At 53.1% G+C, this 14,230-nt stretch carries 11 protein-coding genes; 7 read left to right on the top strand and 4 right to left on the bottom strand.

Annotated features, from left to right (window positions below; genetic code table 11):
- Window positions 1-106 precede the first annotated feature (106 nt).
- Window positions 107-1,525 (top strand): MFS transporter, encoded by a 1,419-nt coding sequence (locus ACUY4Q_RS11610; protein ID WP_458047162.1) that lies wholly within the window; start codon window positions 107-109, stop codon window positions 1,523-1,525.
- Window positions 1,526-1,535: 10 nt separating this feature from the next.
- Here ACUY4Q_RS11610 and ACUY4Q_RS11605 read toward each other — a convergent pair whose 3' ends face one another.
- The 3 genes from ACUY4Q_RS11605 to ACUY4Q_RS11595 all read right to left on the bottom strand — a co-directional run bounded on the left by ACUY4Q_RS11605 (window position 1,536) and on the right by ACUY4Q_RS11595 (window position 4,958).
- Window positions 1,536-1,940: an ASCH domain-containing protein gene (locus ACUY4Q_RS11605; protein WP_458047161.1), complete on the bottom strand. Its 405-nt coding sequence runs from the start codon at window positions 1,938-1,940 to the stop codon at window positions 1,536-1,538.
- 69 nt (window positions 1,941-2,009) lie between these two features.
- Window positions 2,010-3,563 carry a diguanylate cyclase gene (locus tag ACUY4Q_RS11600; RefSeq protein WP_458047324.1) on the bottom strand — a complete coding sequence of 518 codons (1,554 nt, stop codon included), beginning with the start codon at window positions 3,561-3,563 and terminating at the stop codon, window positions 2,010-2,012.
- Between the two features lie 177 nt (window positions 3,564-3,740).
- Window positions 3,741-4,958, bottom strand: coding sequence for a diguanylate phosphodiesterase (locus ACUY4Q_RS11595; protein ID WP_458047160.1), 1,218 nt, complete (start codon window positions 4,956-4,958; stop codon window positions 3,741-3,743).
- Between the two features lie 606 nt (window positions 4,959-5,564).
- On the opposite strand from ACUY4Q_RS11595, the gene ACUY4Q_RS11590 reads away from it, so the two are divergent.
- The 6 genes from ACUY4Q_RS11590 (at window position 5,565) to ACUY4Q_RS11565 (ending at window position 13,002) form a co-directional block, all read left to right on the top strand.
- The gene (locus ACUY4Q_RS11590) at window positions 5,565-7,103 is read left to right on the top strand and encodes a methyl-accepting chemotaxis protein (RefSeq protein ID WP_458047159.1); all 1,539 of its coding nucleotides are present in this window, start codon (window positions 5,565-5,567) and stop codon (window positions 7,101-7,103) included.
- Window positions 7,104-7,159: 56 nt separating this feature from the next.
- Window positions 7,160-8,242: a mannuronate-specific alginate lyase gene (locus ACUY4Q_RS11585; protein WP_458047158.1), complete on the top strand. Its 1,083-nt coding sequence runs from the start codon at window positions 7,160-7,162 to the stop codon at window positions 8,240-8,242.
- Between the two features lie 164 nt (window positions 8,243-8,406).
- Window positions 8,407-8,541 (top strand): stationary-phase-induced ribosome-associated protein, encoded by a 135-nt coding sequence (gene sra, locus ACUY4Q_RS11580; protein WP_458047157.1) that lies wholly within the window; start codon window positions 8,407-8,409, stop codon window positions 8,539-8,541.
- A 175-nt stretch (window positions 8,542-8,716) separates the two neighbouring features.
- Entirely contained in the window at window positions 8,717-10,414 is a 1,698-nt protein-coding gene (locus ACUY4Q_RS11575; protein ID WP_458047156.1) for an NAD-dependent malic enzyme, read from the top strand.
- A gap of 327 nt (window positions 10,415-10,741) precedes the next feature.
- Entirely contained in the window at window positions 10,742-12,457 is a 1,716-nt protein-coding gene (locus ACUY4Q_RS11570) for an ABC-F family ATP-binding cassette domain-containing protein (RefSeq protein ID WP_458047155.1), read from the top strand.
- A gap of 107 nt (window positions 12,458-12,564) precedes the next feature.
- Window positions 12,565-13,002, top strand: a complete 438-nt coding sequence (locus ACUY4Q_RS11565) for a VOC family protein (RefSeq protein ID WP_458047154.1) — start codon at window positions 12,565-12,567, stop codon at window positions 13,000-13,002.
- Window positions 13,003-13,036: 34 nt separating this feature from the next.
- Here ACUY4Q_RS11565 and araJ read toward each other — a convergent pair whose 3' ends face one another.
- The gene (gene araJ / locus ACUY4Q_RS11560; RefSeq protein ID WP_458047153.1) at window positions 13,037-14,209 is read right to left on the bottom strand and encodes an MFS transporter AraJ; all 1,173 of its coding nucleotides are present in this window, start codon (window positions 14,207-14,209) and stop codon (window positions 13,037-13,039) included.
- Window positions 14,210-14,230: the final 21 nt, after the last annotated feature.

Raw genomic sequence — 14,230 nt, 5'->3', positions numbered from 1 at the left:
GAGGAGATATGGCGTTTCATGCAGGTTATATCTGCAATTGCTGCGTCTTCCGCCTTATCTTTGCCGACAGTATAGTTTCCTCAAATGAATCTACGCAGAGGTATTGATGGAATTATTTACTGATAAGACCGGTGATGAGGGACTGCCAGGCCGCGAGCGCTGTCTGGCGATGCTTGCCGTCATGACCTGTACCACCATGGCCGTGTTTGATGGGGCGATGGTTAATATCGCCCTGCCACAGATAGCCGAAGTGTTGCATGTGGCGGCCGGTGACGCGGTGTGGGTCGCTAACGGTTATCTCCTCACGACCGCCATGACGCTGGCCATCTTCTCTTCTCTGGCCGTCAGAACCGGGTTTCGGTCGTTATTTTCCGTTGGCGTTATCCTTTTTACCCTCGCCTCGCTGGGCTGCGCATTGTCTTCATCCCTGGAAATGCTGGTCGCCATGCGTTTATTGCAGGGGCTTGGCGGTGCGGCAACGTTGAGCATAGCGCCTGCCATTTTGCGTTCGATTTTCCCTAACCGGTTACTGGGTAGGATCCTGGGGGTCAACGCGTTGTTAATCGCCACCAATACCGCGATAGCCCCGGTGATCGGCGGTGCTTTGCTGAGCGCATTAGGCTGGCCGTGGTTGTTTGCTATTAATATCCCGTTAGGCATGGTGGCGCTGATAATGGCCCTGCGCACCCTCCCGGATAAACGCACTGTGAACGCTGGGCCATTCGACTATGCGGGCGCCATCTGGTCGGCAACAATGCTGGGAGCCGTGATCATGGCCTCCAATGCCTTTTCCCATGCCGGGTCCGAGAGTGGGCAAACCCTCTTTCCCGCAGGCGCGTACGGTCTTATTGCGCTCACTGCCGGTCTGCTGTTTGTGCGTCGCCAGCAGCGTGCGCCACACCCGCTTCTGCCGCTGACACTTTTTGCCTCAACACGATTTTCGCTGGCTGCGTTAACCTCCCTGGCCTCCTTTGTCAGCCAGGGCATGACCTTTGTCGCGCTGCCCTTTTTATTCCAGAGTGTGTACGGCTACAGTGCCTTTACGTCGGCGCTGCTTTTCACCGCCTGGCCTGTCGGGATAATCCTGTCTGCGCCTCAAGCGGGGCGTCTCGCCGATAGGCACTCACCGGCATTGATTTCAACCGTCGGGTTGGGTCTGTTTACGGTGGGATTACTTCTGCTCGCGCTGCTGCCCGATCCTGCGCAATGGTGGGATATCAGCCTGCGCGCCCTGGTGTGTGGTCTCGGGTTTGGCGCGTTCCAGAGCCCAAACAATCGCGAGATGTTGGCCAGCGCCTCCCGAGAGCACAGCAGTTATGCATCGGGCGTGCTGGCGATTATGCGAACCTTCGGCCAGTGTCTGGGCGCGGCTCTGGTCGGCGTCATCCTGTCTCTGTATGCTTCCTCGGGTCTGCATGACGGACAGGAGCACGCCGTAAGGTTAACGCTCTGGCTGGCAGCGGCAGCAACGCTACTGTCGATTGTGTTTAGCCTTTGTCGTCTCGCCAGCGCCAAACAGAAATAACGTTGCGACCTCAGAGCACCTCGACACATTCAAACTGTTCAAACACCAGTTCCATCTCTTCACTGAAGCACCCGTGCCGGGTGAAGAAGGCCTGGTGTTCCTTCTGCCAGTAAGCCAGGCTGAGATCGCCTTCTCCTTCTCGGGCCGCCAGTGCCGGCGTGACGTCGCTGAAACGCACCAGCTGTAATGCTGTTGTGCGAATCACACACACGGGCACGCCCTCACCATTAAGAATAATGTTATAGCGCCCAATTTGCGGCAAGGGTTCGTCGCTGTCATAACAGGCGTATGCGCTACAGGTAGCGGTTTTGATGCCGGAAATGACCAGGGACGCCAGTTCATCCGCCATTTGTGATGAATCACCAAACGCCCATGAGGCGGCACCGGGGTATTTCTCTGTTAATGTCTCTTGCATCTTGTTGTTTCACCACACAGATATTTTAGTATTAAGCATTGTTCATCTTTTAATGACATCGGGCACACTCTAATCCTGAGCCGCCAGCGCTCTGTCCCGCCCCTGAATTTTAGCCTGATACAAGGCTTTATCAGCCCCCTCTTTCAGGCGGGTAGCCTCATCCTCCGCGCCAGACCCTATCAGCGAGAAACAGCCTGCACTGATGGTGACCACTTTCTGATCGGCCCCCGATTCCGCATGGGTAATTTTGGCCATACGCACCGCAGTAACCGCCTGACGCGCAACAAAGAGTGCGGCCTCCGGGCCGGTGTCCGGCAAAATGATGGCAAACTCTTCACCGCCATAGCGGGCAATCAGATCAGAATTTCTGAGCTTCAGTTTCTGAATGATCTCACCCACCATGCGCAGGCAGCTGTCACCCGCGACGTGACCATAAAAATCGTTATAGCGTTTGAAAAAGTCGATATCCAGCATCACCAGAGACACCGGCTTTTTGCTCAATGCCGATGCCTTCAGACTCTGGGTCAGGAAGAGATCAAATTGTCGGCGGTTAGCCAGGCCCGTCAGACCGTCCGCGAGAGCCATAAGCTGAAGCGTATGGTTGATACTGGTCAACTCATCACGCAAGGCCGCCAGTTCGGTCTGATTTTTCACATTCATACGTACCTGACGGAACACGATGGTGCCCATCAGTAATGTGCCCAGCAGCAGCATGGCGTTCAGCACCAGATCCGGCAGGCTATCTTTCAGCCAGCGCGTCCAGAGTGCGGGCTTGTCGTACCCTGCTGCAACCACCAGCGGGTAACGTTCGAGTCGGGCAAAGCCAAATATCCGTTCCACATGATCCAATGCAGAAATCCAGGTCGCGTTGCCCCGGTCTTTCTGTGCCAGCTCACGGGTGAACAACGGGCTGGCAGAGAGGTTTTTATTGATCACATCATCCGGGAACGGGCGAACATAGAGTGCCGTGCCATCGGTAATCATCAGCGCCAACAGATCGCGATTTTCGAGCTCGAAATAGCTGTAAAAGTGTCGGAAGTAATCAATACGGATGGTGGCCAAAACCACGCCGGCAAATCCACCCGCCGCGTCGCTGAGACGCATTGAAACCGGGATCACCAGATCGCCGGTGGTACGACTGCTGATCACCTGTCCGATGTGCACGTTACTATGACCATTTAGCTTGTGATAGACAAAATATTCGCGATCGCTGTTATTGGTGATTTCCGGAAATTTGCCGAATGCCGTGGCTCTCATGTTCCCCTGCGCATCGTAAATGAACAGGCCGTGAAGTTGAGGCAAACGGTCTTTGAGATCGGTAAGGAAAACATCAAAGCGTTGCGTATCCAGGGCCGATACCCCCTCGGCGGGGATCGTACGCCGTATATCACGCAGGGCCAGCTCCGCCTGAAGAAAGGTGTCTTCTGCCTGACGCGCCTGGGAGACCGAAAGGTTGATGGCGCTACGCTCGGTATCCTCAATGGCGCGCTCCCAGGAGCGGCTTAACGTCCAGCTACTGGTGGCAACCCCGGCAAGCAGCAAGGCAACCATAAAAAAGGTGATGCTACGGCCAAGGGAGGAGTCGAGCGCCAGCGCGCCTGATATCAGTTTATTAATCTTCATCATGACTCCCTGGGCTGCGGTTTCCTTCCTGCCATTGATGGCCTGATGCATTAACGTCCACTGAATGATAAGTAAAAGCGGTTATAAGGATTATCACAAGGATCGACAGGAAAAAGTGGCTGGTGAATAAAAAGGAGAATAAGGTCTATTCCCCTGCCTGTTGGGTACGTGACGGCGTCATTTGACGATACGTTTAGGCCAGCGAATCGCGGAAACGCCGTTGAGAACCGGGCGGGCAAATAAAAAGCCCTGAAAACGTTCAATCCCGGCCGCTTCCAGCCAGCACCACTCTTCGACCTTTTCAACGCCTTCTGCCACAACGGTAATCTGCATTTCAGCACAGCAATCGATAATCGCTTTTACAATGGCTTGTTTAGGACCATGCTGGTGAATATCCGTGACGATGCTGCGATCGATTTTCAGTTTGTCCGGCTGAAACTTGGCGAGCAGAGACAACCCCGCAAATCCTGAACCAAAATCATCAATAGCAAGACCAATGCCTGCCGCACGCAGTTGACGGATGGCAAAGCTAAACTCATCGTAGCTGGAAATGACTTCGTCTTCTGTTACCTCAACGATGACCTGCTCCGGATCCAGTTTATTGCGGGTGATGTGTTCAAGTAAAATATTGACCGCCCCCGGAATTTTCACCAGCGACATCGGGAGTAAGTTGATGGCAATTTTATGATTGCCGATCCCCAACTGACGGGCCATGGCCAGCGCCCAGCCTTTTGACGCCAGATCGGCTTCGTGCAGCTTATGACTGGGAATGGTGGAAAAGTACTCCTGCGGACTGCCGCCGTTTGGCCCACGAATTAACGCCTCAAGTGACGAGATATTGCCCCGCACAGGCTCAATAATGGGCTGAAATGCGAACTGGCAGGGTTGGTCATCAAGAAGGGGAACAGTGACATTTTCAAACGGTGAATTTTTCGTGTCCAGACGCCAGCGGTCGGGGATGACATTTTTTACCCGCGGTTTTGGCTTCGGGGCTGACACGAAATTACGGATGAATTTGTACACCCTGTCATTGCAGGCAAGATGATATTTCAGCGTGCCAAATTTAATGACCGAACGTAGCACGACGCCGGGCTTATCAATACGTAAGTCAAAAAGCACCATGCCCTGATTGAGAAAACGGCGATTTGGCGCAAAATCACGCAAAAGTTCAACCACATCAGCATGGCGCTCATCGTGACGTATTCGTTCATATACGGCGTTTACCGCCGTGACCGGACCTTCAAGTACCTGCAAAAACTCTTTACCGTCGAAGAGTAAAACGCCGGTTACGTTAAGGTCGGTGTTACGCAGACTCGCCTGCTGGGCAAGTTCAGTCAGTTGCGAAGGATCCAACGCATTATGAAGTCTGCTACGGTAGATCAAAGTCGCTAACACTGGCTACTTCCCTCGAAATAAGTCCACATAAAAAGTAAATCTATAAGTACTACTGCAACAGTTTAGCAAGTGGCTGCGGATCCCGTTGGCTGAATAAAGGCCCTTATCGGGGTATGCTTTTCTACTAACATGGCTCCTACACCCGCAAATCAAGGGGTTACCAAATACACATTTAGCCAGCAAGCCACTCTGATTTAGCCGTACTTTATTACCAAAGGTAATTGCGACAGAAGCGTCGTGCCTGATTATGACAAAAATTTGTCAGCGCTGCTGATATATTAGCCGGCTATGTTAATACTTTTCCCGTTTATCACTTATTTCTTGATATTACATCCCGAATGCACTTTTAATTTCCCTTAAGGGCATTGAAAGCATCGCAGGAAATTTTTTGTATGTTTTTTCTTTTTCAAAATCATAACAACATTTAAATAATAAGCAGTAAGCATGACTAAAAAAATATTTAACGTTACTACTTTCCGTCATCGCCTCATTGGTGGAAAATGTGCGGGTAATAAAAAGAGCATTCCAACTGACTGGTAAATAAAAAAAGCATTACCGGCAGCACTATTCCTGTTTAATTGTAAGCAGTTTATTATGGGGCTATTCATGAAGCGTAACACTCCCGTTACACAGAAAGAGCTTTTACTTAACGAAGGCACGACGCTACTGTCGACTACTAATACGCATAGCCATATTACTTATGCCAATACCGCCTTTATCGACGCAAGCGGTTTTACCGAAGACCAGCTTGTCGGTGAGCCACACCATATCATTCGCCATCCGGACATGCCCCCTGCTGCTTTCGGGGACTTGTGGTTTACCATCCAGCAGGGAGAAAGCTGGACCGGAATGGTTAAAAACCGTCGCCAGAATGGTGACCATTATTGGGTGCGCGCTAATGTCACCCCGGTATATCAGCAAGGACAACTCACCGGATATATATCAGTACGCAACATTCCTTCTCGTCAGGAAATAAACACCAGCGATGAACTTTATAAAAAAGTAAACGATAATAAACTGCGTAGTTTCCGTTTCTATAAAGGGTTGGTTGTCAGGCGTGGGGTCCTGTCCTTTTTATCTCTTTTTCAACGCATCAGCGTTAGCAGTCGCACTAATTTAGGTATTGTCATTGCCGCTCTGTTATTAATGGCTATGCAATTTGGCACATTAAATGGTGCTGAAAAAGCAGGTATTACTCTGCTGACGCTTGCCGTGCTCTCTTTCTACCTGCAGGCGCAGGTGACCCGTCCGTTGAAAATTATTCTTACCCAGATGCAAAAAGTCGTATCCGGTCGTCAGTCAGATTATTACGCGTTCAACCGCGTTGATGAAATGGGCATGCTGCTGCGGCTGGTAAATCAGTCGGGCCTGAACCTCAGTTCGCTGGTGGACGATGTCTCTGCTCAAATCAAAGGGATCCGCACCATCAGTCAACGCATCACGCAGGAAGGGGAATCTTTGCAAAAACGTACCGAAGAGACCTCTGCGGATCTGCATCAGACCGCCGCGGCGGTTGAAGAGATAGCCAGTGCGGTGAAACAAACCGCCGAAACGGCGTCTGAAGCGATGGTTCGTGCCGATGAAACCAGCGTTAATGCCACCAACAGCGGCACTATCATGAAGAAAACGATCAGCATGATGCAGTCGGTTTCCCAGGATAATAACAAGATTGTCGATATTATCGGTGTGATTGACCGTATCGCATTCCAGACCAATATCCTGGCGCTCAATGCTGCTGTAGAAGCCGCCCGTGCGGGTGAATCTGGACGAGGCTTTGCGGTGGTGGCCGCCGAAGTGCGTAATCTGGCCCAGCATTCGGCGTCGGCCGCACGAGAAATTCAGACGCTGATTGAACAGAACGTGGCGAACGTAAAAACGGGTGTCGAGATGGTCGAAAATACGGAGACGCATTTGACCGCCATGATCGAGAACGTCCTCAACATGTCGACGATGATTAAAGAAATCGGTACTGCCACCCACGAACAGACACTGGCGCTTGAACTGATTAATCAGTCAGTCTCAAAAATTGGCGTTATGACGCACAACAATACCAGCATGGTCGAAAACGTCACCCTTACTGCGGAAGATCTCTCTGAGCGAGCCGCCCGCCTGCATCGTGCGGTGCATGTGTTTGGAGGCAGCTGAACCTGGACGGGCGCATGTTATAGTCAGGTTTTTACCCCCTGGCAGGTAGCGCGCCCATGTATTCAACGCTTCGAATCGTCATCCTGTTCGTTATCACCCTGTCGACTGCCCAGGCGGCTGATGTGCTGGTTCCACCGCCCGGGTATTTCAAACCGCCCGGCACGCCCAGTAAACCGCCTTCTCACTTTGTCTGCCCTCAATTCCCGGCCCCCTTTACCGGGGCACTTTTGTTTTCCAGTAAATATGAAGGCGCTGACAGTGCGCGGGCGACGCTTAACGCAGAGGCTGAGGAAAAGTTCCACCAGCAGACAACGGCAATTACCCGGCTGGAAAAGCAGGTCAGTCAACTGGTGATGGGGTATCAACGTGATGGCGATCCCGCTCGTGTGGCCTGTCTCGCTGATGGGCTGTCCGCCTGGGCGAGGGCTGATGCGCTCACCTCGACAGAGACGAATCATACGGGCAAGTCCATGCGTAAATGGGCGCTGGCCTCCCTCTCTTCTGCCTGGTTGCAGTTGCAGTTTTCACCGCTGCATCCGCTGGATCCGGTGAAAAGCCAGACCGTAGATATTGAGCACTGGCTGGGAAAACTGGCCGATCTGACGGTCAGCGACTGGGCGAACCTGCCGCTTGCCAGAACGAACAATCACAGTTACTGGGCGGCATGGGCCATCATGGCGACCGCCGTGGCGACCAATCGCCAGGATCTTTTCCAGCATGCACTGACAATGTACCGTACCGCGGCAGGCCAGGTGGATAACGATGGATTTCTAGCCAACGAACTGCGCAGAAAACAGCGTGCCTTCTCCTACCATAATTACGCTATCCAGCCGCTGGTAATGATCGCCCTCTTCGCTCGCAGTAATCATGTCGATGTGGTTGCTGAAAATCATTACGCCCTGCGACGCCTGGCCGAACGCATTGTGACAGGATTTGATAATGCCGCTGCGTTCAACATCAGGGCTGGCATTGCGCAGGATCGTTCATTTTTACGCCAAAAGTCCAGCTATGCCTGGCTTGAGGGCTGGTGCGCGCTTGATCGCTGCACAGAGGCCGCTAAGGCGCAGCTTCAGCAACAACGCCCGTTGTACAGCACCCGTCTGGGCGGTGACCTGACTGCGTTGTTTGCCAACCGGTAACGGACCCGGACTGTTCTGAAAGCAGTGCATCGCGGTTGCACTCGCCTGCCAGATAGCCGACCATGAGTTTTGCGGGACGACGTACACCCGCATCGATCGAAATGATACTGCCCCGTGTGTCGCACGGGTAACCCTTGAAACATGAACTGAATTAAGGAGTACGCATGAAGTCGAATCGTCAGGCACGTCATATTCTGGGACTGGATTATAAAGTCTCAAACATCAGGAAAGTCGTAAGCAAAGACGACAATGACACTGTGGTCACTCACCGTTCTGGACGTCATCGTCGCGCAGGCTAATACGCTGCATTTTTCCTGCCACCCCGCCCGGGGTGGTATTTACTCCATAAAATTCATCTCCTAAATACTGCACTCGTCAAGTATTTGGCATTTTGATGCTTTATACTGACGCGCGCTGCAGTACCCCGCCGTGAGCACGCATTCACGCCGGTTTTAATGACTTAGGAGTTGTAAGATGCAATCGAAGCATAATAAAAATCGTTCTTTGTATATTCCTTACGCAGGGCCACTGTTGCTTGAATTCCCGCTGTTGAACAAAGGCAGCGCGTTTAGCGTCGAAGAAAGAAGCCATTTCAACCTGCTGGGCCTGTTGCCCGAAGTGGTGGAAACCATCGAAGAGCAGGCTGAGCGCGCCTGGTTGCAGTATCAGGGTTTTAAAACCGACATCGATAAGCATATTTACCTGCGCAATATTCAGGACACTAACGAAACCCTCTTTTACCGTCTCGTGGAAAACCACCTCGATGAGATGATGCCCGTCATTTACACTCCGACCGTGGGCTGGGCATGTGAACGCTTCTCTGAAATCTATCGTCGTGCTCGCGGTGTGTTTATCTCCTGGAATAACCGCGGCAGCATGGACGATATTCTGCAGAACGTGCCGAACCACAACATCAAGGTGATCGTGGTCACCGACGGCGAACGTATTCTCGGTCTGGGCGACCAGGGCATTGGCGGAATGGGTATCCCAATTGGCAAACTCTCTCTTTATACCTCCTGTGGCGGCATTAGCCCGGCGTACACCCTTCCAGTGGTGCTGGACGTGGGCACAAACAATCAGCAACTGATCAACGATCCGCTCTATATGGGCTCTCGTCATCCGCGCATTACCGGCGATGATTACACCGCTTTTGTCGACGAATTTATCCAGGCCGTGACCCATCGCTGGCCAAACGTGCTGCTGCAGTTTGAAGATTTTGCCCAGAAAAACGCCATGCCGTTGTTGAACCGCTATCGCGACGAAATCTGTTGCTTCAACGACGACATTCAGGGCACCGCCGCCGTGACCGTGGGCACGTTAATCGCCGCAAGTCGCGCCGCAGGAAGTCAGCTGAGCAGTCAGAAGATTGTCTTCCTGGGGGCAGGTTCCGCAGGCTGTGGCATTGCTGAACAGATTATTGCGCAGACGCAGCGTGAAGGGCTGAGTGAAGCGGAGGCTCGCCAGAATGTCTACATGGTCGATCGTTTTGGCCTGCTCACCGATCAGATGCCAAACCTGCTGCCGTTCCAGAGCAAACTGGTCCAGAAGCGTGAAAACCTGGAAAGCTGGGACACCGCCGCTGACGCCCTGTCACTACTGGAAGTCGTGCGTAATGTGAAACCAGATATTCTGATCGGCGTTTCCGGGCAGACCGGGCTGTTTACAGAAGAGATCATTCGCGAAATGCATAAGCATTGCCCGCGCCCTATTATCATGCCGCTCTCAAACCCTACCTCCCGCGTAGAAGCGACGCCGCAGGATATCATCAGCTGGACCGAGGGCATGGCGCTGGTGGCCACCGGCAGTCCGTTTGCACCGGTGGTCTGGAACGACAAAACCTATCCGATTGCGCAGTGCAACAACTCCTATATCTTCCCGGGTATTGGTCTTGGGGTGATCGCTTCCGGGGCATCGCGCATCACCGACGACATGCTCATGTCAGCCAGTGAAACCCTGGCGAAGTACTCGCCGCTGCTGATCAACGGTGAAGGCCTGGTGTTGCCTGAGCTGAAAGACATTCATGTGGTTTCCCGCGCCATTGCTTTTGCTGTCGGCAAAATTGCCCAACAACAGGGTGTGGCGGTGAAAACCTCTGAAGAAGCGCTGTTACAGGCGATCGACGATAACTTCTGGAAGCCTGAATACCGTAGCTATCGCCGCACGGCGATTTGATCGTCTTTCTTCTGTTTGCCGGGCAATTTTGAGCCTGCCCGGCAAACGATCCCCCGCCTTTTTTGGCTGATAGCAAAATGCGCCTGACCACGCTACACTCCCTGCATCCATCAACTAACTGAATAAAGGAGGATAATTATGTTGTACTGTGAACGTCTTTTCGTTTCACGTACTTTTGGTGATCGCACCTGCTCAAGCGTTATCGGTATCGTGCTGCGATAACTTCGGCTTGAGCGAAGCTAACTGAATCCCTTCCCTCGGGCTTACCGGGTTATCGTCAGCGATGTTTGACGAGGCATTTTTATGCCTGTAACTCTTGAGTAAGCAATGAGCACATTACTGTCTGCACAATCATTACGTATTGAAACGGCCTTTGGCCCGTTATTTTCTGATCTCTCCTTTACCCTGAACCAGGGCGACCGCCTCGGGCTTATCGGCGACAACGGCTGCGGTAAAAGCACGCTGTTAAAAATACTGGACGGCACAATTTCGCCTTCCGGTGGCACGGTTTCCGTTGCCAGACACTGCCTGCTCGCGCGGGTTGAACAGCATTTGCCTGATGCACTGCTGTCGTTGAATCTTCTGGATGCGGTTCTGGCGCAACTGCCTGTGGTTGAGCATGACAGCTCACGCTGGCGCGCGGAAGCGTTGCTGGCGAGCATGGGGCTCACGCCTTCGGAAATCACCCTGCCGGCTGCCACCCTCAGCGGTGGGCAACATACCCGTTTGTTACTGGCGCGCGCACTCATCACCGAGCCGGATTTATTGTTGCTCGATGAGCCCAGTAACCATCTTGATCTGCCTACGCTACTGTGGCTTGAGCAGTTCCTGCAACGCTGGCCGGGAAGCTTTGTGCTGGTCTCGCACGATCGCGTCTTGCTCGATGCGGTCACTAACGGAAGCTGGATCCTGCGGGATTCCCGTCTGCATTACTTTGCCCTTCCCTGTTCTGCGGCACGCAGAGCGCTGGAGGAGCGTGATGCGAGCGATGCCCTTCGCCACAAGGCTGAGCAAAAGGAGATTGACAGGGTCACCTCCAGCGCCAAACGGCTGGCCACCTGGGGGCAGGTGTATGACAACGAAGATCTGTCACGCAAAGCCAAACAGATGGAAAAGCAGGTGGAACGTCTGAAAGAGAGCCAGACGCAGCTGACGGCGGGGAGTCCGTGGCGTCTGGCGCTACAGGGCGAACCCTTAATCGCCGATCGTCTGCTGGAGATGGAAAACCTGCCTGTACCGGCGGCGCCCCACCTGCCTGCGTTGTTTTCCGTGCCTCTGGCACGGATCAAAACCGGCGATCGGGTCGCCATTCTCGGGCAAAACGGCTGCGGAAAATCCTCTCTGTTACGGCTGATCTGGCGTCAGTTATCGACGCAAACGAGCGAGGCAACGATAAAATTGCATCCTCGTTTACATGCCGGTTATTACGACCAGACGCTGGAGCAGCTACCGGATGATGCAACGTTGCTGGACGCGCTGGAACCTTTCGCTCCCTCAGCGGAACTGCGGAAAATGACGCTTATCAGCGCCGGTTTTCCGTGGGCCCGACACGGGCAAAAGGTTGCGTCTCTTAGCGGTGGCGAGCGTTCACGCCTGCTGTTTATTGGCTTGTCGCTGGCGCGATACAATCTGTTATTACTGGATGAACCGACCAACCATCTGGATATGGCAGGTAAAGAAGCGTTGGCGGATACTCTGGTACAGTTCAGCGGCGGCGTGTTGCTGGTCAGTCACGACAGGGAACTTATCCAGGCAAGCTGTAACCGCTTCTGGTTAATTCGTCAGGGCACATTCAGCGAGTGGCATGATGTTGATGCCGCCTATGACGCCTTGCGTGAAACGACGAGCCCGCCCCGTAGCGTTTCGGTGTCACCGAATGTGGCTGGCGAACCGGAGGACGAAGCTGAGGCGTTGCTGGAGAGGCTTGTCACGCTGGAAACGCTGCTGGAACAAGATCTGGCACGTAAAATGTCACATCAAAAACCTGCTTTACAGGCCCAGTGGCGGGAAGAGATAGCGCGGCTCAACGCGATATTAATGTAAGGTGTTTTAAACGCGGGATAAGCGAAACGTTAACAGCGCTTATCCCATCACAGGCGCATCACGCGCCTGACTTTAAACTTCCGAATCGTAGGTATGGAGGAATTGATATGGATTTTTCACCCACCGGACTGGACGTGCTGTTTATCGCCGGTTTTGGCCCTGTCCCCCACAATGTGGAGGCGAGTAAAACGCTTTATCAGGGAGCATTAGGCCTTCCCCTTAAGGGCATGGAAGGAAATGAAGACTACCTTGTGGTTGAACACGGTGCGCTGGAGGGAGCAAAGCACTTTGCGCTCTGGCCGTTGCACCAGGCGGCGGAGTCCTGTTTTGGTACCCCGCACTGGCCTGCTGATATTCCCGTACCGCAAAGCTGGATCGAATTTGAGGTGCAGGACATCGCCAGTGCCACGCAGGTATTAAAAGACAAAGGTTACAGGCTACTGGTGGAGAACCGTCTTGAACCCTGGGGGCAAAGTATTACCCGCTTCCTCAGCCCGGAAGGGATGCTAGTGGGCTTAAGTATTACCCCCTGGATGCGGGATTAATTCTACGGGCCGCTGACAGAGCGGCCCTTTCAACTCACGCCAGCGCCTGGTGTTCCTGCTGACGCTTTGCTCTTTTATGCCCGTACATCAAAAGTGATGACATCGCGGAGAAGGACAGAATGGCCGCAGGCAACGTGACATAGTCCCAACTGAGACCCAGTGTAATCATCAGCCCACCGAAATACGCCCCTATCGCGCTGCCGAGGTTAAAGGCAATCTGGCCTCCTGCCGCGCCTAAAAGTTCCCCGCCTTTTGCATTCTGAATAAGCAAAATTTGCAGCGGTGCAGCGAGTGCAAACAATCCGGCACAGCAGATAAAGCCCATCGTCAGGGAGGCCACTTTATGTTCACCAAACGCAAACAACATCAGCAATGACAGGACGATAACCATATCGGTGGTGGCGGCAATGCGCAGTGGGCTAAAACGTCCCGATAACCGGCCGCTCATCAGGTTACCCAGCACCATGCCCAGCCCCATCAGCATCATGATGACGGTCATAAACAGCTCTGAGAACCCGGAGACGTTCAGCATGAAGGGTTTGATATAACTGAACCAGGCGAACACGCCAGCATTACCAAACATGGTGGCAGAAAAGATGAGCCAGGGTTCTGGCTTTTTCAGAAACCGGAACTGCTCGGACAATCGCGCTTCTGATTTATCGTACAGTTTTGGCACCCAGGCCAGGATCGAGAGCAGCACCAGCGCGTTAAACAGCGCAATGATGAAAAAGGTGTATCGCCAGCTAAAGGCGTGCCCCAGCCAGGTACCGAACGGCACGCCGGCGAGGTTGGCGACCGTCATCCCTGCGACCATGCCGGCAACCGCCAGCGTGACTTTTCCCGGCGGTGCAATCTTTGAAAGAATAATGGTGCCCACGCCAAAGAAAGCGCCATGGGGAAAGCCAGAGACCAGCCTGCCAATTGCCAACATGGTATATGACGTAGAAAAGGTAAAAATCACGTTGCCGACGGCGCACATCGCCACCAGAAATAACAGAATACTTTTTAAGGAAAATTTACTGGAAAAGAGCGCAATAATCGGCGCGCCAATCACCACGCCAAACGCATAAAAGGAGATCATATTCCCGGCGGAAGGAATGGTAATACCGACATCCCTCGCCAGCTCAGTAAGCACACCCATGATGCCGAACTCCGCCATGCCAAGACCAAAGGTGCCAAGCGCTAACGAAAATATCGTTTTTTTCATACCACAACCACATGTTAAATA

The organism is Phytobacter cepae, from assembly GCF_054165735.1.
This window is presented reverse-complemented; position numbering and strand designations above follow the sequence as displayed.

What these genes read in the sequence shown, in the direction of transcription:
- ACUY4Q_RS11610 (WP_458047162.1), top strand. Translation starts at nt 107, where the DNA reads ATGGAATTATTTACTGATAAGACCGGTGATGAGGGACTGCCAGGCCGC.
- ACUY4Q_RS11605 (WP_458047161.1), bottom strand. Translation starts at nt 1,940, where the DNA reads ATGCAAGAGACATTAACAGAGAAATACCCCGGTGCCGCCTCATGGGCG.
- ACUY4Q_RS11600 (WP_458047324.1), bottom strand. Translation starts at nt 3,563, where the DNA reads ATGAAGATTAATAAACTGATATCAGGCGCGCTGGCGCTCGACTCCTCC.
- ACUY4Q_RS11590 (WP_458047159.1), top strand. Translation starts at nt 5,565, where the DNA reads ATGAAGCGTAACACTCCCGTTACACAGAAAGAGCTTTTACTTAACGAA.
- ACUY4Q_RS11585 (WP_458047158.1), top strand. Translation starts at nt 7,160, where the DNA reads ATGTATTCAACGCTTCGAATCGTCATCCTGTTCGTTATCACCCTGTCG.
- sra (WP_458047157.1), top strand. Translation starts at nt 8,407, where the DNA reads ATGAAGTCGAATCGTCAGGCACGTCATATTCTGGGACTGGATTATAAA.
- ACUY4Q_RS11575 (WP_458047156.1), top strand. Translation starts at nt 8,717, where the DNA reads ATGCAATCGAAGCATAATAAAAATCGTTCTTTGTATATTCCTTACGCA.
- ACUY4Q_RS11570 (WP_458047155.1), top strand. Translation starts at nt 10,742, where the DNA reads ATGAGCACATTACTGTCTGCACAATCATTACGTATTGAAACGGCCTTT.
- ACUY4Q_RS11565 (WP_458047154.1), top strand. Translation starts at nt 12,565, where the DNA reads ATGGATTTTTCACCCACCGGACTGGACGTGCTGTTTATCGCCGGTTTT.
- araJ (WP_458047153.1), bottom strand. Translation starts at nt 14,209, where the DNA reads ATGAAAAAAACGATATTTTCGTTAGCGCTTGGCACCTTTGGTCTTGGC.